Here is a 20,979-nt window from a genome sequence, read left to right as displayed (position 1 = left end):
GTGCGCGGTGAGCGCGGCGTCGTCGATGCCCGCCCCTAGTATCGCGGGTCGGAGACCGCAAATGCACAGGAGGTGGCCGGATCATGACTCGGGACCCGCTGGAGACCCGTCCGGAAGTCCGGATAGATCGCTCTGACGTGGGACGACGCGTGTCCGTGCGGCGCGTGTCGGAGTTCGTGGACGACCGCCCGGTGTTTCGCGATGTGATCGGCGTGCTCACATCCTGGGACGATCATGGTCTCACGGTGGCCCCGCGCTCGGGCGAGCCGGTCTCCTTCCCGGAGAAACTCCTGGTCGCGGGCAAGGTCGTCCCGCTGTTCCCGGCCCGGCGCGTGCCCCGGCCGGCGGCCGAGCCCGTCGAACTCCAGCGGATCGCCGGGCGCGGCTGGCCGGCCGTCGACCAGCAGCCGCTCGGCGAGTGGACGCTGCGGGCCTCGGCCGGCTTCACCCGGCGGGCCAACTCCGTCCAGGCGCTCGGCGACCCCGGGCTGCCGCTGCCGCAGGCACTGGCAGCCGTCCGGGACTGGTACGCCGCGCGCGGCCTGCCCGCGTACGTCGAGGTGGTCACCCCCGGCTCGCCGGAAGCGCTGCGCGGCGAGCTCGACCGGCTCGGCGCCGGGTACGCGCCCACCCTGGTGCGCACCGCCCCGCTGGCCGGGCTGGCCCGGCTCGGCACGGGGCACGACCGGGTGCGCCTGTCGCGGACGGCGGGGCCGGAGTGGATGTCGCTGTACCGGCGGGTGAGCGGGGACGCGGCGCTGGAGGAGGCGGCTCGACGGGTGCTGCACGGCGGCTCCTCGGTCTGGTTCGCCACCGTGCCGGGCGCCTCCGGGCAGCCGCCGCTGGCCATCGGACGCTGCGTGGTCGACGGGCCGTGGGCCGGCTTCGGCGCGATCGAGGTCCAGCCGTACGCCCGCCGGGCCGGGCTGGCCACCGCCGTCATGGCGGTGCTCGCCGCCCGGGCGGCCGAGGAGGGGGCGAGCGGCGCGTACCTGCAGGTCGAGGCGGAGAACGCCGGTGCGATCGCGCTCTATGACGGACTCGGCTTCACGACCAGTCACACTTACCACTACGCGCTCCTTCCCCAGGAGTAGCCGACCGACCCGTACGCCCACGTTTGTCCGCTTGTCCGTCCGTCGCACGAAGGCCGCCGTCGTCACCGTGACCGAGCAGAGCAGAGACCGCTTCCGGAGTGCCGCCCGCGCCGAGCAGCCCGACCCGGTGCTGCTCTGCCTGCTCGCCGCCGCCGAACACCAGCCGCTCCTCGACCCGGGCGACCTCGCCGAGCCGCCCGGGGTGGACGCCCTGCTCGCCGCCTGCGAGGCCGCCCTGGACCGGCACGCGGCCGCCGTACGGCTCGCGGTGGCCGAACGCTCACCCGCCGGGCCGGAGGAGACCGCCGCCCTGCTCGCCGCCGTCCTCGGCGGCCGGGAGCGGTTCCACGGGCGGCAGTCCGACTACCGGCGGCTGGAGTCCTCGCTGCTGCCCGAGGTCCTGCGGCGCCGGCGCGGACTGCCGATCATGCTGTCGCTGGTGTGGATGGCCGTCGGCCGGCGGGCCGGCCTCACCGTCCACGGCGTGGCGCTGCCCGGTCACTTCGTCGTCGCGGTCGGCGGCCCGGCGGGCGGCGAGGAGTACGTGCTCGCCGACCCCTTCCACGGCGGCCGGCTGCTCGACCCGGTCGACGTCGAGCAACTGGTCGCCGCAGCGGGGCACGAGTTCAGCCCCGCCCTGCTCACCCCCGCCCAGCCGCTGGACATCGTGCTGCGGGTGCTCGGCAACATCCGGGTCTGGGCCGCCGACCGGCCCGAGCACGCCCGCACCCAGCTGTGGGCCACCGAACTCGCCCTGCTGCTCCCCCGGCACCCCGCCCAGCTGCGCCTGGAGCGGGCCGAACTCCTGGTGCGCACGGGAGACTTCCTCGGCGGATCGGCGGAGATGGACGCCTACGCGCAGATCCTGGACACCTTCGACCCGGATGCCGCCGCCAAGGTCCGGCAGGAGGCCCGGGCGGCCCGGCACCGGCTCAACTGAACCGTCAGAGCCAGCCCTTCTCGCGGGCGATCCGGACCGCCTCGGTGCGGTTGCGGGCCTCGGTCTTCTGGATCGCCATCGACAGGTAGTTGCGGACCGTCCCCTCCGAGAGGTGCAGCCGCCTGGCGATCTCCGCGTTCACCGCGCCGTCGGCGGCCGCGCCCAGCACGTCCCGCTCGCGCGGGGTGAGCGGATTGGCGCCCTCGGCCAGCGCGGCCGCCGCCAGCGCCGGGTCGATCACCCGCTCGCCGCGCAGCACCCGGCGGATCGCCTCGGCGAGCTCGGAGGCGGGCGCGTCCTTCACCAGGAAGGCGTCCGCGCCGGACTCCATCGCCCGGCGCAGGTAGCCGGGGCGGCCGAAGGTCGTCGCGATCACCACCTTCGTCGACGGCGCCCGGCGGCGCAGCTCGGCGGCCGCCTCGATGCCCGTCATCCCCGGCATCTCGATGTCCAGCACGGCGACCTGCACGTCGTTCGCCAGCACCGCCGCCACCACCTCGTCCCCGCGGCCCACCTGCGCGACGACGTCGATGTCCCCCTCCAGCCCGAGCAGCGCGGCCAGCGCCTCGCGGACCATGCCCTGGTCCTCGGCGAGCAGCACGCGGACCGAAGGGCTGTTCTCTGTGTTACCCATGGCCACGACCTTAGGGCCTGGCGCCGAACGCAGTTGAGCCACCGGTGGTTCACCGGGGCCCCGGTGCAGCAGACTGGCCCGATGCCGACCCTGGAGCTCCTGCGACCCGACCACACCGACGCCCTGCTCGCCTTCGAGCTCACCAACCGTGCGTACTTCGCCCGCACCGTCCCCGACCGGGGCGACGCCTACTTCGCCGAGTTCCCGGCCCGCATCGCCGCGCTGCTCTCCGAACAGGCGGCGGGCGTCTGCCGGTTCCACGTCGTCCTCGACGCGGACGGCGCCCTGATCGGCCGCGTCAACCTGATGGACCTCGTGGACGGCAGCGCCGAACTGGGCTACCGCGTCGCGGAGTCCGCGGCCGGCCGGGGCGTCGCCGGGGCGGCCGTCGCCCAGGTCTGCCGGCTCGCCGCCCACGGCTACGGCCTGAGGTCCCTGACCGCCGCCACCACGCTCGACAACCCGGCCTCCCGAGCCGTGCTCACCCGCACCGGCTTCACGGTCACCGGGCAGTTTCTCCTCGACGGCCGCCCCGCCCTCTCGTACCGCCGCAGCCTGGCCGACCTGCGTCCCGCCGAGGCGGAGTAGACCAAGGCGGAGCAGACCAAGGCGGAGCAGGAAGCCGGCCGGGCCGACTTCCTACTCCACGAGGAGTGTCACAGCCAGCGCTGGGCGGCCTCGACGCTGTCGGCGCCGCTGGTGTTGAAGGCGATGGCGGCCTGCGGGGCGTGCCGGCGGACCAGGTTGACGACGAGTTCGAAGAAGGGCAGCGCCGGCTCCGGCTTGCGGATGCCGCCGCCGATGACGACGACGTCCCAGCCCCGGCCGGCGAGCGCGGCGGTGATGGTCGTCCCGGCGGTCTCGTCGGGGGCGACCAGGGTCATCGCCGCGTCGATGCCGTGCTCGGCGAAGCGGGCGAGTTCGGCGTCGAGGACGGCCCGCATGCCGTCGCCGTCCATGCCGGGTACGGCGTGCGGGTCGAAGCCGATGATCAGAACGGTGGACATGCCCGAAGAGACGATCGGCACCGCCGCCGGGTTCCGCGCGGGCCCTCGCCGCCCCGGGAGCGCCGGCCCCTACCGGGCCTTCCCCGGCGCGGCGGCCCCGGAGGGCGCGGCCGTCGGCCGCAGCGGCACCGACGCGCGCAGCCGGAAGCCCCTGCCGCGCTCGCCCGGCCCGGTCTCCAGCCGGCCGCCGACCAGCGCCAGCCGCTCCTCCAGCCCGGACAGGCCGTTGCCCGGCTGGGACTTGCCCGGCCCGGGGCCGTCGTCGGCGATCTCCAGGACGGCGTACCGCTCGCCGTCGGCCGCCCAACTCTCGTCCGCGGTCACCGTGCAGACGGTGGCGCCCTCGCCGTGCCGGACGATGTTGGTGACGGCCTCGCGCAGCGCCCAGGCCAGCGCGCCCGCCTCCTCGTTGGCCAGCGACGGCCAGGCGTCCGCCAGGTCCGGCGCGGCCTCCAGCCGGACCTGCGCGGCGGACAGCGCGGTACGGGCGGCGGCCAGCTCGACCGGCAGGGTCGGCCGGCGGAAGCCGGTGACGGCCTCCCGGACGTCGATCAGCGACTGCCGGGCGACCTGCTCGATGTCGGCGACCTGCGCCCGCGCCGCCTCGTCCTTGCCGGCGTCCATGAACCGCCCGGCGAGCTCGCTCTTCAGGGTGATCAGCGACAGCGAGTGCCCCAGCAGGTCGTGCAGGTCGCGGGCGAGCCGCAGCCGCTCCTCGGAGGCGGCCAGGTGGGCGACGGCGGCCCGGGCCTCGCGCAGCTCGTTCATGGTGGCGACCAGCCGCTGCAGGCCGGTCATCGCGACACCGGAGAGGAAGGCGCTGAACGCGAAGGTGGTGACGTTGTCGCTCCCGGCGTGGACCAGCACGCCGGTCGCGGCGGTGAGCACGGCCATGCCGACCAGTGCCCGCATCGCGTGCTTCAGCGGGATGATCACCGCGAGGCAGACCGAGGCGTAGATGAACATGGTCAGGAACGCGCCGCCGAGCGCGAAGGAGGAGCCCACCGCGAGGATGATCATCGCCCCGACGATCACCTGGCAGGCCCGCGGCTTCATCCGCGCCTGGGAGCGGAAGAACACCAGCAGCACGTAGCCGACCACGAAGACCGCCAGGCAGACCCAGCCGAACGCCTTCCCGGCCGGGCCGTGTCCGCCGTTGACCAGGTCGCTCGCCGGGTACGCCAGGTAGATCATCCACAGCAGCATCCAGGCGACCTTGACCAGCAGCTGCCGCCTGGTCTCCACCGGGGATCCGGGGACGTTCATGAACGACGCGCGCGCCGTCCCCTCCCCCGGCGGTCCGTCGGGTCGGTGGGTCCGGCGCGCGTCACTCATGTGGATCATCATGCCTGGCGGGTGTCACGGTGGTACAGGGCCGCGGCGGCGGTGACGAACACCGCGAGGAAGGCCGCCAGCCCGGCGACCGCGACCATGTCCAGGGAGTGCCCGGGCTGGGTGAAGGTGGCCAGCTTGTTGTACAGGTACACGGGGTTGAAGCGGGCGAACCTCTCCATCGAGCCGCTCACCGGGAACCACGTCCCGCCGAGCAGCGCCATCGCCATGTAGGTGATCATCACGATCGGCTGCACCGCGTCCGGCGCCGCCGCGTAGCCGAGCGCCACCCCGAGCGCGGCGAAGACGAAGCTGCCCAGCCAGAGCGCGGCCACCAGCCCGAGCCACTGCGGCACGCTCAGCGAGACGCCCTGGCTCGCGCCGACCGCGAAGACCACCAGGATCGCCGGCAGCGTGGTCACCGCGGTCGCCGCGATCTTGCCGACCGTGTACGCCCGGCCGGGCAGCGCGGTCAGCCGCAGCTGGCGCACCCAGCCGCTCTTGCGCTCCAGGGAGATCCGCTGGGCGCTGCCGGTCAGCACCGCGCCGACCGCGCCGAAGGTGGCCATCGAGACCATGAAGTAGGTCTTCACCGGCAGGCCGCCGGCCTGGCTGGTGGAGCCGTAGGCGTTGATGAAGAAGACGTACATCAGCGCCGGGTAGAGCACCGTGAAGAACAGGTAGCGCCGGTTGCGGAGGGTCCGCAGGATCTCCAGCTTGATCAGGGTGGTCATCGCACGCTCTCCTTCGCGGCGTCGGCCTCGCGGTCCAGTTCGCCGGTGATGGTCAGGAAGGCCTGCTCCAGGCCCAGGCCGGTGACCTCCAGCCCGCGCGGGTACAGGCCCGCCCGGTAGAGCCCGGCCACGCTCGCGTCGGCGTCCGCGGTCCGGATCCGCACCGTCCGCACGCCGGGGACGCGGGCGGTGACGTCCAGCGACTGCACGCCCGGCAGGGAGCGCAGCACCGTCTCGTCGAACGGCGCGGCGGCCGCGGCGAGGTCGGCGTCGTGGAGTTCGAAGGCGATCCGGCGGGCGCCGGCCCGCGCCTTGATCTCGGCGGAGCTGCCGTCGGCGATCAGCCGGCCCCGGTGCAGCACCAGGACGCGGTCGGCGATCGAGTCGGCCTCCTCCAGGTAGTGGGTGGCGAACAGCACCGTGCGCCCCGCGTCGGCCTGCGCCCGCATGCTCGCCCAGAACGCCTGCCGGACACTGACGTCCATGCCGGTGGTGGGCTCGTCGAGCACGATCAGGTCGCTGTCGCCCGCGATCGCGAGGGCGAAGCGGACCCGCTGCTCCTGGCCGCCGGACAGCTTGTCGACCCGGCGGTCGGCGATCTCGGTGATCCCGGCGTCGGTCAGCACCCCCGTGACCGACCGACCGCTCGGGTGCACCTTGCAGGCGAGCTCGACCAGCTCGCGGACCTTGACGTCGCTCATCAGCCCGCCGCTCTGCAGCATCGCGCCGACCCGCCCGGCGGCGATCGCCGCCCGCGGGGTGCCGCCGAACAAGGTCACGCTGCCCTGGTCGGGCTCGCGCAGGCCGAGCAGCAGGTCCAGGCTGGTGGACTTCCCGGCACCGTTCGGGCCGAGCAGCGCGACGGTCTCGCCCGGCCGCAGCACGAGGTCGAGTCCGTCCACGGCGCGCACCCGCCCGTAGCTCTTGCCGACGCCGCGGAAGGCGGCCACCTCGGTAACCATCGCCCGGCTCCTCTCACCCGATGGTGTCGTGTGCGGGGCTGTCCGCACCACCTCAGGGTCCCGCGCGGGCGGGCGGCGGCGGCAGTGCCGGCCGTCGTGGCTTCGGTATGACGGATGTCATGCCGGCGGCCGGTACCCGTGTCAGGGCACCGGCCGCCGGAGGAACCGGACCGGGAGGCGCTACCGGGCCAGTGCCCGCTTCACGAAGTCGACCTGGACCAGCAGCAGGTTCTCCGCGACCTCCTCCTGCGGCGTCATGTGGGTGACGCCGGACAGCGGCAGCACGGTGTGCGGGCGCCCGGCCGCCAGCAGGGCCGAGGAGAGCCGCAGGGTGTGGGCGGCCACCACGTTGTCGTCGGCGAGGCCGTGGATGATCATCAGCGGGCGCTCCAGCCCGGCCGCGTAGCCGGTCAGCGAGTTCGCCGCGTACACCTCGGGCCGCTCGGCCGGGTGGCCCAGGTAGCGCTCGGTGTAGTGGGTGTCGTACAGCTCCCAGTCGGTCACCGGTGCCCCGGCCACCGCCGCGTGGAACACGTCGGGGCGGCGCAGCACGGCGAGCGCGGCCAGGTAACCGCCGTACGACCAGCCGCGGATGGCGACCCGGTCGAGGTCGAGCGGGAACTCCGCGGCGAGCGCCCGCAGCGCGTCGACCTGGTCGTCCAGGGTGGCCCCGGCGAAGTCGAAGGCGATCGACTTCTCCCAGGCCGGTCCCCGCCCGGGGGTGCCGCGGCCGTCGGCGACGACCACGGCGAAGCCCTGGTCGGCGAACCACTGCGAGTTGAGGTGCGCGTTGTGGGCCTGGACGACGCGCTGGCCGTGCGGGCCGCCGTACGGGTCCATCAGGACGGGCAGCAGGCCGTCGCGCTCCCGGTCGTAACCGGTGGGCAGGAAGACGGCGGCGGGGATGCGGCGCTCGCCGGCGAAGCGGAAGACCGGGCGGGCGGTGATCACCGGGGTCTCGGCGTACGAGGCGATGACGGCGACGTCGTCGACCACCACGCCCTCCGGAAGGTCGCGGGCGACCTGCACCAGCGAGCCCGGCAGGTCCGCCTCGGCGGTGGCCCGCACGGTGATCCCGCCCGCGTGCACCGCGCTGGTGACGGAGGTGAAGGGACGGCCGTTGGAGGACTCCCAGGCCAGCCGCTTGCCGTCGTGGCTGATCCGGCCGACGGCGATCCAGCCGGGCTCGGGGTCGGTCTCGGCGGCGCCGCCGGAGGCGCTGAAGAACACCTCCTCCGCGGTGACCGCGACGACCGACCGGACGTGCAGGTCGGGCCCGGTGACGGCCTGGTCGCCGATGACCAGCGCCCGCGCCCCGCCCTCCCGTCGCCCGCCGCCGTCCTGCTGGGCGGCTCCGCCCACCTCCGCGATGTCGGAGATCCGGACCAGCTTGCCGTCCGGGGTCCAGGCCGGCACGCCGGGGAAGGCCTCCAGCCAGGTCTCGTCGTGCTCCTCCACCAGCACCTCGGTGGCGCCGGTGGCCGCGTCCAGGCCGAGGATCCGCTGCGCGCGCTGGTCGCGGGACTGCACCAGCAGCAGCGGCACGCCGCCTTCGGACCAGTGCACCCGGGCCAGGTACGGGAAGGCCTCGCGGTCCCAGGTCACCTCGGTGCGCCCGCCCTGCAGGTCGAGCACCCAGAGGCCGACCTCGGCGTTGGCGGTGCCGGCCGCCGGGTAGGCGACCTCGGCGGGTTCGCGGTCCGGGTTGGCCGGGTCGGCGATCCACCAGCGGCGCACCGGGCTGTCGTCGGCGCGCTCGACCAGCAGCCGGTCGCTCTGCGGGGACCACCAGAAGCCGCGGTCGCGGCCCATCTCCTCCTGGGCGATGAACTCGGCCTGCCCCCAGGTGACGTTCGGGCCGTCCGGCTCGGCGAGCGCCCGGTCGCCGCTGCCGTCGGTGCGGGTCAGCCGCAGCTCGCCGGCGGTGTTGGCGTAGGCGACGTGGGTGCCGTCCGGGGAGGGCCGCGGGTCCAGCAGCGGTCCGCGGGCGGGGAGTTCGGCGGTGGCGCCGGTGGTCAGGTCGGCGGTGAAGAGCCGGCCGGACAGGGCGAAGGCGGCGAGCCCGCCGTCCCCGTCCAGGGCGTAGCCGACGATGCCGGCCGAGCCCTCGCGGCTGCGCTCGCGGCGGGCCCTCTCGGCCGGCGACAGGTCCTCCTCGCCCCCGCCGAGCAGCGCGGCCGGATCGGCGGCGATCCGCTCCTCGCCGGTGGCGGTGTCGAGGGTCCAGAGCAGGTTGGCCCGGTCGTGGCCCGAGCGCGAGCGGAGGAAGACGACCCGCGAGCCGTCCGGTGCGACGGAGAAGGAGCGGGGCGCGCCGACGGTGTAGCGCAGGGTCCGCGCGTACTGCCGCGGGAAGGTGTCCGCAGGGGTGTGGGAGGTCATGGCACCAGACCCTACGACGGCGGACTCCCGCGGCCGGGTGACGGGTGATCACTCGTTCGGAGCATCGCCCCCGAGTACGCCCGGACGGCCGCCACACCGCCTCCGACCGGCCCGTGCGCCCCGGGAGTGCCCCGATGCCCCGGCGCGCGAGGACTCACTGAATGTAATGCTCCCCTTACCCATCGGGTATGACTGGTCGGGCGAGTGATCGTCGGGCCCGTCCCGACCCCGGTCACCCGGCCCCGATTCCCGTACGGTCCCACCGCCGCCCTCCCCAGGGGTCGGCGCCCGAGAAGGGGTATGAGCCGACATGGCCATGAACATCTCCGCAGCCGTGCTGATGCTGGTGATCGTGGTGGTGCTGATCCGCCGCTCCGGCCTGAAGCTGGCGCACGCCATCGTCTGCGCGCTGCTCGGCTTCTACCTGGCCTCCAGCTCGATCGCCCCGTCGATCAGCCAGGTCACCAGCAACCTCGCCGGAATGATCAACGGCCTGAAGCTCTGACCGCCGCGGGCCGGTGGTTAGGCTTCCTCCCATGACCGCGACTACCGGCCGCAGCCTCCTGCTGGTCCACGCCCATCCCGACGACGAGTCGATCGGCAACGGTGCCACCATGGCCCGGTACGCGGCCGAGGGCGCCCGGGTGACGCTGGTGACCTGCACCCTCGGCGAGGGCGGCGAGGTGATCCCCCGCGATCCCGCCCGCCCGACCGCGGCCGGGCGGGAGTACCCCCGGCCGCAGGACGGCGGCGACGCCCTCGGCGCCTACCGGATCGGGGAGTTGGCCGAGGCGATGCGCGCCCTCGGCGTCACCGACGTCCGCTTCCTCGGCGGCCCGGGGCGCTACCGCGACTCGGGGATGATGGGCGTGCCCGACAACGACGCCCCCGGCTGCTTCTGGCGGGCGGACGTGGACGAGGCCGCCGACCACCTGGTCGCGGTGATCCGCGAGGTGCGGCCGCAGGTGCTGGTCACCTACGACGAGAACGGCGGCTACGGGCACCCGGACCACATCCAGGCGCACCGGGTCGCGATGCGCGCGTACGAGCTCGCCGCCGATCCGGCGCACCGCCCGGAGCTGGGCGCCGCCTGGCGGATCGCCAAGGTGTACTGGAACCGGATGCCCCGCTCGGTGATCGAGGCCGGCCTCGCCGAGACCGCCGCCGAGGCGCCCTTCCCGGGTGTCGCCCGACCGGCCGACGTCCCCGGCGTGGTGCCCGACGAGGTGGTCACCACCGTGCTGGACGGCACCGCGTACGCCGGGCGGAAGGCCGCCGCGATGGCCGCCCACGCCACCCAGATCACCGTGGACGGCGCCTTCTTCGCGCTCTCCAACGACCTCGGCCAGCCGCTGGTCGCCACCGAGTACTACCAGCTGGTGCGCGGCCAGGCCGGCCCGGAGCGCCCCGAGCGCGACCTGTTCGCGGGCCTGGACGACCCTGCCGCGGACGCCCGGCAGCAGGCCGCCCCCGACCACGGCCGCACCGCGACCGCCGTCCCCGAGGAGAGCGCCCGATGACCGCGCCCACCGCCCCCCAGCGCCGCTCGCTCGCGGCGACCGTCCTCGGCACCCAGAAGGAGCGCCTGGCCGAGCCCCAACCCCCGCGCCTGGTCCGGATCGCGGTGTATGTCCTGTTCTTCCTGCTGGGCATCGCGGTGTCGGTCTGCGGATCCTTTGTGCAGGCCCTGTGGCCGCCGGTGGGGGTTCTGCTGGCGCTCGCCGCGAGCGTGGCGACCTTCTACGCCGGCCTGCGGATCACCGGCACCCGGCTCGGCGCCGCGATGCCCGCGGCCGGCTGGTTCCTGGCGATGCTGCTGATGATGGTGCCCCGACCGGAGGGCGACAACGTGCTCTGGTCCAACGCCACCTCGCTGGCCTGGCTGTTCGCCGGCTCGGTGCTGGGCGTGATCTGCGCCACCCTCCCCACCCGGGGCAGCTGGTTCCCGGGTGCGCCCAACCCGCCGCGCTGATCCGGCCCGCGAGCGGCCTACGGCCCCGCGCACGACGCGCAGTCAGGACCACACGGCCGTACTCTCATACCGGAGGAACCGGACGTATCAGGATCTGTCCGAAGCCGTTCACCGCTCAGTTCTTCCCAGTATGGTGGTCCCGCAGTACGCGAACCCGACCGCCGTTTGCCCCAGGCCCGGCGACCACGAACCGCGGTCGCGCCGCACGGCCGCCCGCGAACCCGGAGCAGAGCAGCATTGAGCAGCCGCGAATCTGACAACGCCAACCCGACGCCCCGGCGTACGGGTCCGGACGCCTACCCGTCGGGCACGCCGCCCTACGGCACCCCGGGCCCCGGCGGCGACCGGGCTGCGGCCGGTGCCGACCAGGGCGCCGCGGCGGGCGGCGAGGACGACGGTCCGAAGACCGAGACCACCCTGACCACCCGGGTCCGGATCAACATCCCCGGGTCGCGCCCGATCCCGCCGGTCGTCGTCCGCAGCACCGTCAAGAACGAGGACGGTCCGGGCGACCAGGGTCCGGCCGCCGAGCCCGGCGGCCCGCGGCACCGCTCCGCCACCGCCTCGCCCGTCCTCGGGGTGATGGAGGGCGGCGGCCGTCCGGCCACCCCGCCCGACCTGCCGCCGGAGTGGCAGGTCCCGCCGATCCCGCCGGCGACCTCCGAGTCCGAGTCCACCGGCGCGTGGTTCCGGCCGCGGCAGAAGAAGGCCCCGGCCGCCGAGCCCGCCCCGGCCACCGTGCCGGCCGGCGCTCCGGGCGCGCCGGAGGCCGTGGCGGCGCCCGGCGCGCCCGCCGGGGCCCGTCCGCAGGGCGCCCCGAACGGCGCCCGCCCGGCCGCGGGCGCCCCGAACGGCCGTCCGGTGCCCGCCCAGGGTGCGGCCCCGCACCGGGCCGCCGCGCCCGCCGCGCCGTTCGGCGCCGAGGCTCCGGTCGAGGAACCCGGCGTCTACGAGGCCGCCGACCCCTTCGCGCCGGCCGCCGACCCGTTCGCCACGGCCGGCCCCGACGCCGCCGCGCGCGGCTCGCGCGGTGGCCGCACCCCGCAGCAGGGCACCCGGCAGCAGGGCACCCGGCCGCAGGACCAGCAGCCGAACGCCCCCCTGCCCAACCGGCAGCGGCCCCAGGGCCCGCAGGGCGCCCCGGGGCTGAACGGCCGTCCGGCCGGCCCGGCCGCCGCCGAGCCCGGCCCGGAGGACACCTCCGTGGACGGCTTCGCGCCGATCCGCGAGAACACCCCGCCGCCGACCGCCATACCCGGCGCTCCCCGCAACGGCGCCCCGCGCGGCGCCGACAGCCGTTCGCAGCCGGGCCTGTTCGCCTCGGCCCCGACCGGCACCGACCCGTTCGCGACCCAGCGCCCGGCCGCCGTCGGCCAGGACCCGTTCGGCTCGGCGCCCGCCCCCGGCGGGCTGTTCCCGGGCACGCCGCAGTCCGGCCCCGGCGGCTCGCGGCCGGCCGGCCGCGACCCGGAGGCCACCGAGGTCACCCCGCTGCCGGGCCCCGACGCCACCCGGCCCGCGCCGTCCGGCCCCGCCGGTGCGGTCCCGCCCGGTCCCGCCGGGCAGCCCGGCCCGGCCCCGGCGGCCAAGGCCGAACCGGCCGCTCCCGCCAAGGGCAAGGGCAAGGGCAAGGGCAAGGCCAAGTCCTCGGGCGGCGGCGCCAAGAAGCTCGTCAAGCTCGGCGTCTACGCGGTCGGCGCCGTGCTCTTCCTCGGTGCCGCCGCGTACGGCACCGGCCTGATGCTCAACCAGTCGGACGTCCCCAAGGGCACCGTGGTGCTCGGCACCGACATCGGCGGCAACGGCCGCGACCAGGCGATCCACGCCCTGGACGAGTCGGTCGGCAAGGCCGGGCAGCAGCCGCTCAAGCTGAAGATCGGCGACCAGAGCGTCGACCTCGACCCGACCGTCGCCGGGCTGAGCTTCGACACCACGGCCACCGTGGACGGCCTCGCCGCCCACAGCTACAACCCGGTGGACGTCATCAAGTCGCTCGAGGGCGGCACCAAGGCGGTCGCCCCGGAGGTCCGGGTCGACCGGGCCAAGCTCAAGGCGGCGCTGGACTCGCTGGCGACCGGCTCGGGCCAGGGCCTGCAGGAGGGCTACGTCAAGTTCGGCGACAACGGCGACCCGGTCGTGGTGCCCGGCAAGGCCGGCCAGGCGGTGGACTCCAACGCCGCCCTGGACGTGGTGGAGCAGGCCTACCGCGACCGCGCCGCCGGCAAGCCGGACCAGCCGATCGCCCTGTCCGTCACGGCCGCCCAGCCCAAGGTCTCCACCCAGGCCCTGCAGGCCGCCGCCGACGGCCTCGGCAAGCAGATCGTCAGCGGCAAGATCACCGTCGTGGCCGGCACCAAGTCCTGGAGCTTCGGCAAGCTGACCGCCGCCAAGGCGCTCACGCTGGTCCCGGACGCCTCCGGCAAGATCGTGCCCAAGTGGGACCTCGACGCGCTGAGCACCCAGCTGGGCGGCGTGTTCGACAAGGTGAAGGTCAAGAAGAACGGCCAGACCGCCACGGTCACCCCGCAGGACGTCGCGGACGCCGTCGGGTCGCTGTTCGACAAGACCGGTGACAAGGACCGCACCTTCAAGTTCACCGCCGCCTGACGGACCGGACACGAACGAGGGGCGGACCCGCTGCCGCGGTGCCGGCGAGCGGTTCCGCCCCTCGACAACTCCCCTCCCGGTCAGCAAGATGTGACGCCACACCCTCCGTCACAGCCATCCCGGGAGTCACACCGATGGGTCGCCGCCGCCAGCACCACCGGACGGCACTGCTCGCCGGTCTCACCGTGCTGACCCTCTCGCTCGCGCTCTGCTCCTGCTCCTCCGCACAGGGCGGCGACGCCGCGGACGCGCTGCCGGGCGCCACCGGGATGCCCAAGCTCACCTCGATCGACGTCAACCCGCACGACCGCGCCCAGCTGCGCCAGGGCGGCACCCTCAACCTGGCGATCACCCAGTTCTCGCACCAGTGGTCGCCGATCCACGCCGACGGCAGCGAGTCCTCGACCATCGACGTCACCAAGCCGCTGCTGCCGACCTTCTTCCGCTCGGACGCGGCCGGCACCCAGACGGCCAACCCGGCCTACCTGCAGGAGGCGCACGCCGAGGTCAGGGACGGCCGGCAGGTGGTCACATGGACGCTCAACCCGAAGGCCCACTGGTCCGACGGCACCCCGATCACCTGGCGGGACATCGAGGCGAACTGGCGGGCCCTGAACGGCCGGAACCCGGCCTTCCGGCCCTCCAGCAGCACCGGCTTCGAGCTGGTCGCCTCGGTCGAGCGCGGCAAGGACGACTTCCAGGCCGTGATGACCTTCGACCAGCCGTTCTCCGAGTGGCAGTCGATGTTCAACAGCGCCGCCAACGCCCCGCTGCTGCCGGCCGCCAAGGTCGCCACCCCGGAGCTGTTCGACTCGGCCTACCTGGACGCGATCCCGCTCACCGCCGGCCCGTTCAAGGTCGAGCGCCTCGACCCGGCCGCGCAGACCGTCACCCTGGTCGCCGACCCCGCCTGGTGGGGCGACAAGCCCCTCCTGGACCGGATCGTCTTCCATGCCATGGCACCCGCCGCGATGGGCCCCGCCTTCGCCAAGGGCGAGCTCGACCTCTTCGACAACGGCCCGGACCCGGCCGGCTACCGGGCCATCAAGGCCACCAAGGGAGCCGCCGTCCGCCGGGCCGGCGGCCCGGACTTCCGGCAGATCACCCTGAACGCCCGCACCCCCGCGCTCGCCGACCCGACGGTGCGCCAGGCCGTGTTCCAGGCGATCAACCGGGACGCCCTGATCCGCTCCGACCTCAGCGGACTGGACTGGCCCGCCGTCCCGCTCAACAACCACCTGCTGGTCGCGAACCAGAACGGCTACCGCGACAACTCCCTCGGCCTGTCCCGCTTCGACCCGGCCGAGGCCGCCCGCAAGCTGGACTCGGCCGGCTGGAAGCTCGACGGCGGCGTGCGGAGGAAGGACGGCCGCGAGCTGAGCCTGCGGATGGTCGTGCCGGCCGGGGTCCCGGTGGCCCAGGGCGAGGCCGTCGCCGTCACCAGGATGCTCAAGGACGTCGGCATCGAGGTCACCACGGTGACCGCCGCCGCCAACGAGTTCTTCGACAGGTACGTCGACCGCGCGGACTTCGACCTGACCGTCTACGCCCTGCTCGGCACCCCGTTCCCGGCCAGCGGCAGCCGGGCCGGCTTCGCCCAGAACGGCGGTGCCAACCACGTCGGCGCCGGCAGCGCCGCGGCGGACGCCGCGCTCGACCGGGCCGCCGCCGCGACCGACGCCGCCACCGCCTCCGAGGCCGTCAACCAGGCCGACGGCGAGCTCTGGAAGGTCGCCGGCGTGCTGCCGCTCTACCAGCGCCCGCAGCTGTACGGCGCCCGCGCCGACCTCGCCAACATCGGCGCCGAGGGCCTGTCCGACATCGTCTGGGAGAACGTCGGCTTCACCAGGTGAGCCCGCCGGTCGGAGCGGCCGGCGCTCAGCCGTGCAGCGTCTCCCGCCAGTAGTGGCAGGCGCTGCGCCGGCCCGGCAGTTCCGCGCCGTCCTCGTCCAGCACCGGCAGCAGGCGCGGGAGTTCCTCCCGGCAGCGGTCGCGCACCCGGTCGCAGCGCGGGTTGAAGGCGCAGCCCGCGGGGATCCGCAGCAGGCTCGGCGGCAGGCCCTTGATGGCGTGGAGGTTCTGGCCCTTCTGGTCGAGCCGGGGAATGGAGTCCAGCAGGCCCTTGGTGTACGGGTGGGCCGGCCGGGCGTACAGCTCGTGCGCCGGGGCGGTCTCGACGATCCGGCCCGCGTACATCACGGCGATCCGGTCGGCCACGTCGGCGACCACGCCGAGGTCGTGGGTGATCAGGATCAGGCCCATGTTGAACTCGGCCTGGAGGTCCGCGAGCAGGTCCATCACCTGGGCCTGGACGGTGACGTCCAGGGCGGTGGTGGGCTCGTCGGCGATGATCAGGTCCGGCTCCAGGGCCAGCGCCATCGCGATCATGATGCGCTGGCGCATGCCGCCGGAGAACTGGTGCGGGAAGTCGCCGACCCGCTGCCGGGCGGCGGGGATGCGCACCCGCTCCATCAGCTCGACGGCCTTCTCCCGGGCCTCCTTGCGGGTGAGCCCCTGGTGGACCCGGAACATCTCACCGAGCTGGTAGCCCACGCTGAGCACCGGGTTGAGGGCGGACAGCGCGTCCTGGAAGATCATCGCGATCCGCTGGCCCCGGACGGCCCGCCGGTCCCCGGGGTTCATGGTCAGCAGGTCCTCGCCGCGGAACAGGATCCGCCCCGAGGTGATCCTGCCGGGCGGCATGTCCAGGATGCCCATGACCGCCTGGGCAGTCACCGACTTGCCGGAGCCGGACTCGCCCAGCACCGCCAGCGTCTCCCCCGCCGCCACCGAGTAGCTGACCCCGTTGACGGCCCTGGCCACGCCGTCCCGGGTGTGGAACTCGACGTGCAGGTCCTCGACCTCCAGCAACGGGGTCCCGGGCACCAGGCCGGGCCGGCCGCCGCCGATCACCTCCACCGCGTCCATGTGAGCAGTCCTCCCTCGGCGCAGCAGCGACCATCGACAGGCGTCTAGCAACTATCAATGACCGGAGTGCACTTGGGGAGAGCGCGGCAGATCTCGGTTGCATCACGGCCGTCGACGCGCCGCGGGGCGCGCCCTCGCCCGGAGGACGCGCCCCGGCCCACGGCGGAGCCGGCCGCCGCACTACCCCGCCATCTCCCCGCGTTCCGGGCCCGGCCCCGTCCCCCGCTCCGCCGCGAAGTGGCAGGCGGAGTCGTGGTGCGCCGCGCCCTCCAGCCAGCTCGGCGGGGCGAGCAGCGGGACCTCGACCGCGCAGCGGTCCTCCGCCTTCCAGCAGCGGGTGCGGAAGCGGCAGCCGGACGGCGGGTTGGCCGGCGAGGGCACGTCCCCGGTGAGCACGATCCGGTCCCGCGACTCCCGCGCGGTCGGGTCCGGCACCGGCACCGCGGACAGCAGCGCCTGGGTGTACGGGTGGGTCGCGTGGTCGTAGATCTCCGTGTCGGTGCCGATCTCGACCACCTTCCCCAGGTACATCACCCCCACCCGGTCGGAGATGTGCCGGACGATGGACAGGTCGTGCGCGATGAACATGTACGACAGGTTGAACTCGCCCTGCAGCTGCTCCAGCAGGTTGATCACCTGTGCCTGCACCGACACGTCCAGGGCCGAGACCGGCTCGTCGCAGATGATGATCTCCGGCTTGAGCGCCAACCCCCGTGCGATGCCGATGCGCTGGCGCTGCCCGCCGGAGAACTGGTGCGGGTACCGGTTGATGTACTCGGGGTTGAGCCCGACCACGTCCAGGAGGTCCTGGACGGCCTTGCGGCGGTCGCCCTTGGGCGCCACCTCGGGGTGGATCTCGAACGGCTCCCCGATGATGTCGCCGACCGTCATGCGCGGGTTGAGCGAGGTGTACGGGTCCTGGAACACCATCTGGATGTTGCGCCGGACGGCCTTCAGCCCGGCCCCGGACAGCCGGGAGATCTCCTCCCCCTTGTACCGGACCGAGCCGCCGGTGGCCGGCTCCAGGTTCATCAGCACCTTGGCCAGCGTGGACTTCCCGCAGCCGGACTCGCCGACGATGCCCAGCGTCTCGCCCTGCATCAGGTCGAAGCTGACCCCGTCCACCGCCTTGACGGCGCCGACCTGCCGCTTGAACAGCAGCCCCTCGGTGAGCGGGAAGTGCTTGACCAGGTCCCGGACCTCGAGGATCGGCTCGCCGCGCGGCACCTCCCGCTCGAACACCGCCTCCTCCGGCACCACCGCCCCCGGCGCGCCGGCCACGGTGGCACCTGCCCCGTCAACGGTCATGGAGGGTCTCCTTCCAGAAGAAGCAGGCGCTGCGGCGCCCCTCCAGCGGCGTGCCGTCCTCCTCGGTGACCTGGAACAGCTCCGGTACCTCGGTCCGGCAGACGTCCCGCGCACGGGGGCAGCGCGGGTTGAAGGCGCAGCCCGGGGGGATCCGCAGCAGGTTGGGCGGCAGGCCCTTGATGGCGTAGAGCTCCTGGCCCTTCTGGTCCAGCCGCGGGATGGAGTCCAGCAGGCCCCTGGTGTACGGGTGCGCGGGGCGCGCGTACAGCTCGTGCACCGGGGCGGTCTCGACGATCCGGCCCGCGTACATCACGGCGATCTTGTCCGCGACGTCGGCGACCACGCCGAGGTCGTGGGTGATCAGGATCAGACCCATGTGGAACTCCGCCTGGAGTTCGGCCAGCAGGTCCATCACCTGGGCCTGCACCGTCACGTCCAGCGCGGTGGTCGGCTCGTCGGCGATGATCAGGTCGGGCTCCAGGGCCAGCGCCATCGCGATCATGATGCGCTGGCGCATGCCGCCGGAGAACTGGTGCGGGAAGTCGTTCACCCGCTGCTTGGCCGCCGGGATGCGCACCCGGTCCATCAGCTCGACGGCCTTCTCCCGGGCCTCGGACCGGGAGACCTTGTGGTGCACCCGGAACATCTCACCGAGCTGGTAGCCCACGCTGAGCACCGGGTTGAGGGCGGACAGCGCGTCCTGGAAGATCATCGCGATCCGCTGGCCGCGGATCCTGCGCCGCTCGTCCTTGGCCATCGTCAGCATGTCCTGGCCGCGGAAGCGGATCTCGCCGCGCGGGATCCGGGCCGGCGGCATGTCCAGGATGCCCATGATCGCCTGCGCCGTCACGGACTTGCCGGACCCGGACTCGCCGAGCACGGCGAGGGTCTCGCCGGCCGAGACGGAGTAGTTGACCCCGTTGACGGCCTTGGCCACGCCGTCCCGGGTGACGAACTCGACGTGCAGGTCCCGCACGTCGAGCAGCGGCCCGTCGAACGGTGCCTCCCGCTCGGGCCTGGTGCTGTCGACAGCTGTGCTCACGATGCGCTCCCCTCGCTCAGCGAAGCTTCGGGTCGAGGGCGTCGCGCACCGCGTCGCCCAGCATGATGAAGGCCAGCACGGTGACGGAGAGCGCCGCGGCCGGGAAGAACAGCACGTACGGCGCCGTGCGGATCACCTTCTGGGCGGAGGAGATGTCGATGCCCCAGGAGATGGTCGGGTCCTGCAGTCCGATGCCGAGGAAGCTCAGCGTCGCCTCGGTGGCGATGTAGCCGCCCAGCGCGATGGTCGCGACCACGATCACCGGGGCGACCGCGTTCGGCAGGATGTGGCGGAACATCAGCCGCCCCGTCCCGGCGCCGAGCGCCCGGCCGGCCACCACGAAGTCGGACTGCTTGACGGTCAGCACCGCGCCGCGCATCACGCGGGCGATCTGGGTCCAGCCCAGCACGGCCAGGGCGATGACCACGCTCCACACGGTGCGGGTCGTGAAGGCGTTCAGCAGGACCAGCGCGCCGAGCAGCAGCGGGATGCCGAAGAAGATGTCGGTGATCCGGGAGATCACCGCGTCCACGGCGCCGCCGAAGTACCCGGCGACCATGCCGGTCAGTCCGCCCAGCAGGGTGACCGCGGCGGTCACGAAGATGCCGACGGTGATCGAGGCCCGGGCGCCGTAGATCACCCGGGCGTAGATGGAACGGCCCTGGGCGTCGTAGCCGAACCAGCCGGCCCCGAAGACGTCGCCCCAGTCGGGCCGCCGGAGGTAGTTGTTCACCAGGTCCGCCTTGCGCGGGTCGGCGTCGGTGAAGGCCCAGGGGAAGATCGCCATGACGACCAGCAGCAGGATCAGCACCGCGGAGATCAGGAAGATCGGCCGCCGGCGCAGGTCCCGCCAGGCGTCGCCCCAGAGGCTGCGGGCCTCCTCCCGCTTCCCGGGGTCCCGCTCGATCAGGGTCTCCTGCTCGACCGCCATGCCCTGTTCCCCGGCGTAGTCCAGATGGGAGATGCCCGGCTTCGGGTGCGGCTGGTACGAGTCCTCGTCGTGGATGTCAGGCATAGCGGATCCTCGGGTCCAGGACCGCGTAGAGCAGGTCGACGAGCAGGCTGGCGACCAGGTAGACGATCACCAGGACGGTCACGATGCCGACCACGGTGGGGCCTTCCTTCGTGTTGATCGCCCGGTACAGGACGTTGCCGATGCCCTGCACGTTGAAGATGCCCTCGGTGACGATCGCGCCGCCCATCAGCGCGCCGAGGTCGGTGCCGAGGAAGGTGACCACCGGGATCAGCGAGTTGCGCAGCAGGTGGCGGACGACGATCCGGCGCCGGGGCAGCCCCTTGGCGACGGCCGTGCGCATGTAGTCGGCCCGCAGGTTCTCGCCGATCGAGGTCCGGGTGAGCCGGGCCACGTAGGCGAGCGAGAGCGAGCCCAGCACCACGGCGGGGAGCACGAGTTGGGAGAGGTCGTAGCTGTCCTGCACGGTCGGGGTGACCCAGCCGAGGTTGGTCGCGAAGATGGTCTGCGCGATGTACGCCAGCACGAAGACCGGGATCGAGATCACCACCAGGGTCAGCACCAGCACCAGGGTGTCCTGGATGCTGCCGCGCCGCAGGCCGGAGAGCACTCCGAGGATGAGGCCCAGGACCATCTCGAAGACGAAGGCCAGCAGCGCCAGCCGGATGGTCACCGGGAAGGCGTCGGCCATGATGTCGGAGACCGGCCGGCCGGTGAAGCTGGTCCCGAAGTCGCCCTGGAAGAGGTTCCCCATGTAGTGCAGGTACTGCTTCCAGACCGGCTGGTCCAGGAAGTACTTGTGCTTGATGCTGGCCACCACGGCCGGGTCGGCGGCCTTCTCGCCGAACAGCGCGACCACCGGGTCGCCCGGCAGGGTGTAGACCATCAGGAAGATCAGCAGCGTGGTGCCGAAGAACACCGGGATCATCTGCAGCACCCGCCGCAGCACGTAACTGCCCATCCGGGCCTCCTTCCTAGGGTTCCCGGCCAGTCGTCGCGGCGCGAACCGGCGCACTTCAGCTGCTGCTTGACGGACACGCAGGTGAACTGTTGCATTGCTCTTC

General features: G+C 73.6%; 19 protein-coding genes. 8 read left to right on the top strand and 11 right to left on the bottom strand.

Annotated features, from left to right (window positions below; all coding sequences use genetic code 11):
• Positions 1 to 83: 83 nt before the first annotated feature.
• Together ABT247_RS02270 and ABT247_RS02265 are read left to right on the top strand one after the other, a co-directional pair.
• Positions 84 to 1,094 carry a GNAT family N-acetyltransferase gene (locus ABT247_RS02270; RefSeq protein ID WP_350736596.1) on the top strand — a complete coding sequence of 337 codons (1,011 nt, stop codon included), beginning with the start codon at positions 84 to 86 and terminating at the stop codon, positions 1,092 to 1,094.
• 31 nt (positions 1,095 to 1,125) lie between these two features.
• Positions 1,126 to 2,034, top strand: a complete 909-nt coding sequence (locus ABT247_RS02265) for a transglutaminase family protein (RefSeq protein ID WP_392894336.1) — start codon at positions 1,126 to 1,128, stop codon at positions 2,032 to 2,034.
• A 4-nt stretch (positions 2,035 to 2,038) separates the two neighbouring features.
• Here ABT247_RS02265 and ABT247_RS02260 read toward each other — a convergent pair whose 3' ends face one another.
• Entirely contained in the window at positions 2,039 to 2,668 is a 630-nt protein-coding gene (locus ABT247_RS02260) for a response regulator (protein WP_350736593.1), read from the bottom strand.
• Between the two features lie 81 nt (positions 2,669 to 2,749).
• Between ABT247_RS02260 and ABT247_RS02255 the strand changes: the two genes are divergently transcribed.
• A complete protein-coding gene (locus tag ABT247_RS02255; RefSeq protein ID WP_350736590.1) occupies positions 2,750 to 3,256 on the top strand; it encodes a GNAT family N-acetyltransferase in 507 nt (168 codons plus the stop codon).
• A gap of 68 nt (positions 3,257 to 3,324) precedes the next feature.
• On the opposite strand, the gene ABT247_RS02250 is transcribed toward ABT247_RS02255, so the two are convergent.
• The 5 genes from ABT247_RS02250 to ABT247_RS02230 all read right to left on the bottom strand — a co-directional run bounded on the left by ABT247_RS02250 (position 3,325) and on the right by ABT247_RS02230 (position 9,085).
• Positions 3,325 to 3,675, bottom strand: a complete 351-nt coding sequence (locus tag ABT247_RS02250; RefSeq protein WP_350736588.1) for a hypothetical protein — start codon at positions 3,673 to 3,675, stop codon at positions 3,325 to 3,327.
• Positions 3,676 to 3,744: 69 nt separating this feature from the next.
• Positions 3,745 to 5,010 carry a sensor histidine kinase gene (locus ABT247_RS02245; RefSeq protein WP_350736586.1) on the bottom strand — a complete coding sequence of 422 codons (1,266 nt, stop codon included), beginning with the start codon at positions 5,008 to 5,010 and terminating at the stop codon, positions 3,745 to 3,747.
• A gap of 8 nt (positions 5,011 to 5,018) precedes the next feature.
• Positions 5,019 to 5,741 carry an ABC transporter permease gene (locus ABT247_RS02240; protein WP_350736583.1) on the bottom strand — a complete coding sequence of 241 codons (723 nt, stop codon included), beginning with the start codon at positions 5,739 to 5,741 and terminating at the stop codon, positions 5,019 to 5,021.
• Positions 5,738 to 6,703: an ABC transporter ATP-binding protein gene (locus ABT247_RS02235; protein WP_350736581.1), complete on the bottom strand. Its 966-nt coding sequence runs from the start codon at positions 6,701 to 6,703 to the stop codon at positions 5,738 to 5,740. The genes ABT247_RS02240 and ABT247_RS02235 overlap by 4 nt, the downstream gene beginning before the upstream one ends.
• Before the next feature lie 180 nt (positions 6,704 to 6,883).
• Positions 6,884 to 9,085, bottom strand: coding sequence for a S9 family peptidase (locus ABT247_RS02230; protein WP_350736579.1), 2,202 nt, complete (start codon positions 9,083 to 9,085; stop codon positions 6,884 to 6,886).
• A 310-nt stretch (positions 9,086 to 9,395) separates the two neighbouring features.
• On the opposite strand from ABT247_RS02230, the gene ABT247_RS02225 reads away from it, so the two are divergent.
• The 5 genes from ABT247_RS02225 (at position 9,396) to ABT247_RS02205 (ending at position 15,517) form a co-directional block, all read left to right on the top strand.
• Positions 9,396 to 9,590: a DUF2304 family protein gene (locus tag ABT247_RS02225; RefSeq protein WP_030062563.1), complete on the top strand. Its 195-nt coding sequence runs from the start codon at positions 9,396 to 9,398 to the stop codon at positions 9,588 to 9,590.
• Positions 9,591 to 9,621: 31 nt separating this feature from the next.
• Positions 9,622 to 10,605 (top strand): N-acetyl-1-D-myo-inositol-2-amino-2-deoxy-alpha-D-glucopyranoside deacetylase, encoded by a 984-nt coding sequence (gene mshB, locus ABT247_RS02220; RefSeq protein ID WP_350736577.1) that lies wholly within the window; start codon positions 9,622 to 9,624, stop codon positions 10,603 to 10,605.
• A complete protein-coding gene (locus ABT247_RS02215; protein ID WP_350736574.1) occupies positions 10,602 to 11,057 on the top strand; it encodes a DUF6113 family protein in 456 nt (151 codons plus the stop codon). The genes mshB and ABT247_RS02215 overlap by 4 nt, the downstream gene beginning before the upstream one ends.
• Before the next feature lie 237 nt (positions 11,058 to 11,294).
• Positions 11,295 to 13,664 carry a peptidoglycan binding domain-containing protein gene (locus ABT247_RS02210; RefSeq protein WP_350736572.1) on the top strand — a complete coding sequence of 790 codons (2,370 nt, stop codon included), beginning with the start codon at positions 11,295 to 11,297 and terminating at the stop codon, positions 13,662 to 13,664.
• A 134-nt stretch (positions 13,665 to 13,798) separates the two neighbouring features.
• Complete coding sequence (locus ABT247_RS02205) at positions 13,799 to 15,517, top strand: ABC transporter family substrate-binding protein (RefSeq protein ID WP_350736569.1); 1,719 nt, start codon at positions 13,799 to 13,801, stop codon at positions 15,515 to 15,517.
• A gap of 25 nt (positions 15,518 to 15,542) precedes the next feature.
• On the opposite strand, the gene ABT247_RS02200 is transcribed toward ABT247_RS02205, so the two are convergent.
• From ABT247_RS02200 to ABT247_RS02180, 5 genes are all read right to left on the bottom strand, one after another.
• Complete coding sequence (locus ABT247_RS02200) at positions 15,543 to 16,592, bottom strand: ABC transporter ATP-binding protein (protein ID WP_350736566.1); 1,050 nt, start codon at positions 16,590 to 16,592, stop codon at positions 15,543 to 15,545.
• Between the two features lie 180 nt (positions 16,593 to 16,772).
• A complete protein-coding gene (locus ABT247_RS02195; protein ID WP_350736563.1) occupies positions 16,773 to 17,900 on the bottom strand; it encodes an ABC transporter ATP-binding protein in 1,128 nt (375 codons plus the stop codon).
• Positions 17,890 to 18,942, bottom strand: coding sequence for an ABC transporter ATP-binding protein (locus ABT247_RS02190; RefSeq protein ID WP_350736560.1), 1,053 nt, complete (start codon positions 18,940 to 18,942; stop codon positions 17,890 to 17,892). The genes ABT247_RS02195 and ABT247_RS02190 overlap by 11 nt, the downstream gene beginning before the upstream one ends.
• A 16-nt stretch (positions 18,943 to 18,958) precedes the next feature.
• Positions 18,959 to 19,873, bottom strand: a complete 915-nt coding sequence (locus tag ABT247_RS02185) for an ABC transporter permease (RefSeq protein ID WP_350736726.1) — start codon at positions 19,871 to 19,873, stop codon at positions 18,959 to 18,961.
• A gap of 76 nt (positions 19,874 to 19,949) precedes the next feature.
• Positions 19,950 to 20,876 (bottom strand): ABC transporter permease, encoded by a 927-nt coding sequence (locus ABT247_RS02180; RefSeq protein ID WP_350736557.1) that lies wholly within the window; start codon positions 20,874 to 20,876, stop codon positions 19,950 to 19,952.
• Positions 20,877 to 20,979: the final 103 nt, after the last annotated feature.

It is taken from the genome of Kitasatospora sp. NPDC001539 (assembly GCF_040298565.1).
Classification (GTDB): Bacteria; Actinomycetota; Actinomycetes; order Streptomycetales; family Streptomycetaceae; genus Kitasatospora.
The sequence above is the reverse complement of the archived record's forward strand: the minus strand, read 5'-3'. Positions and strand labels throughout refer to the sequence as shown.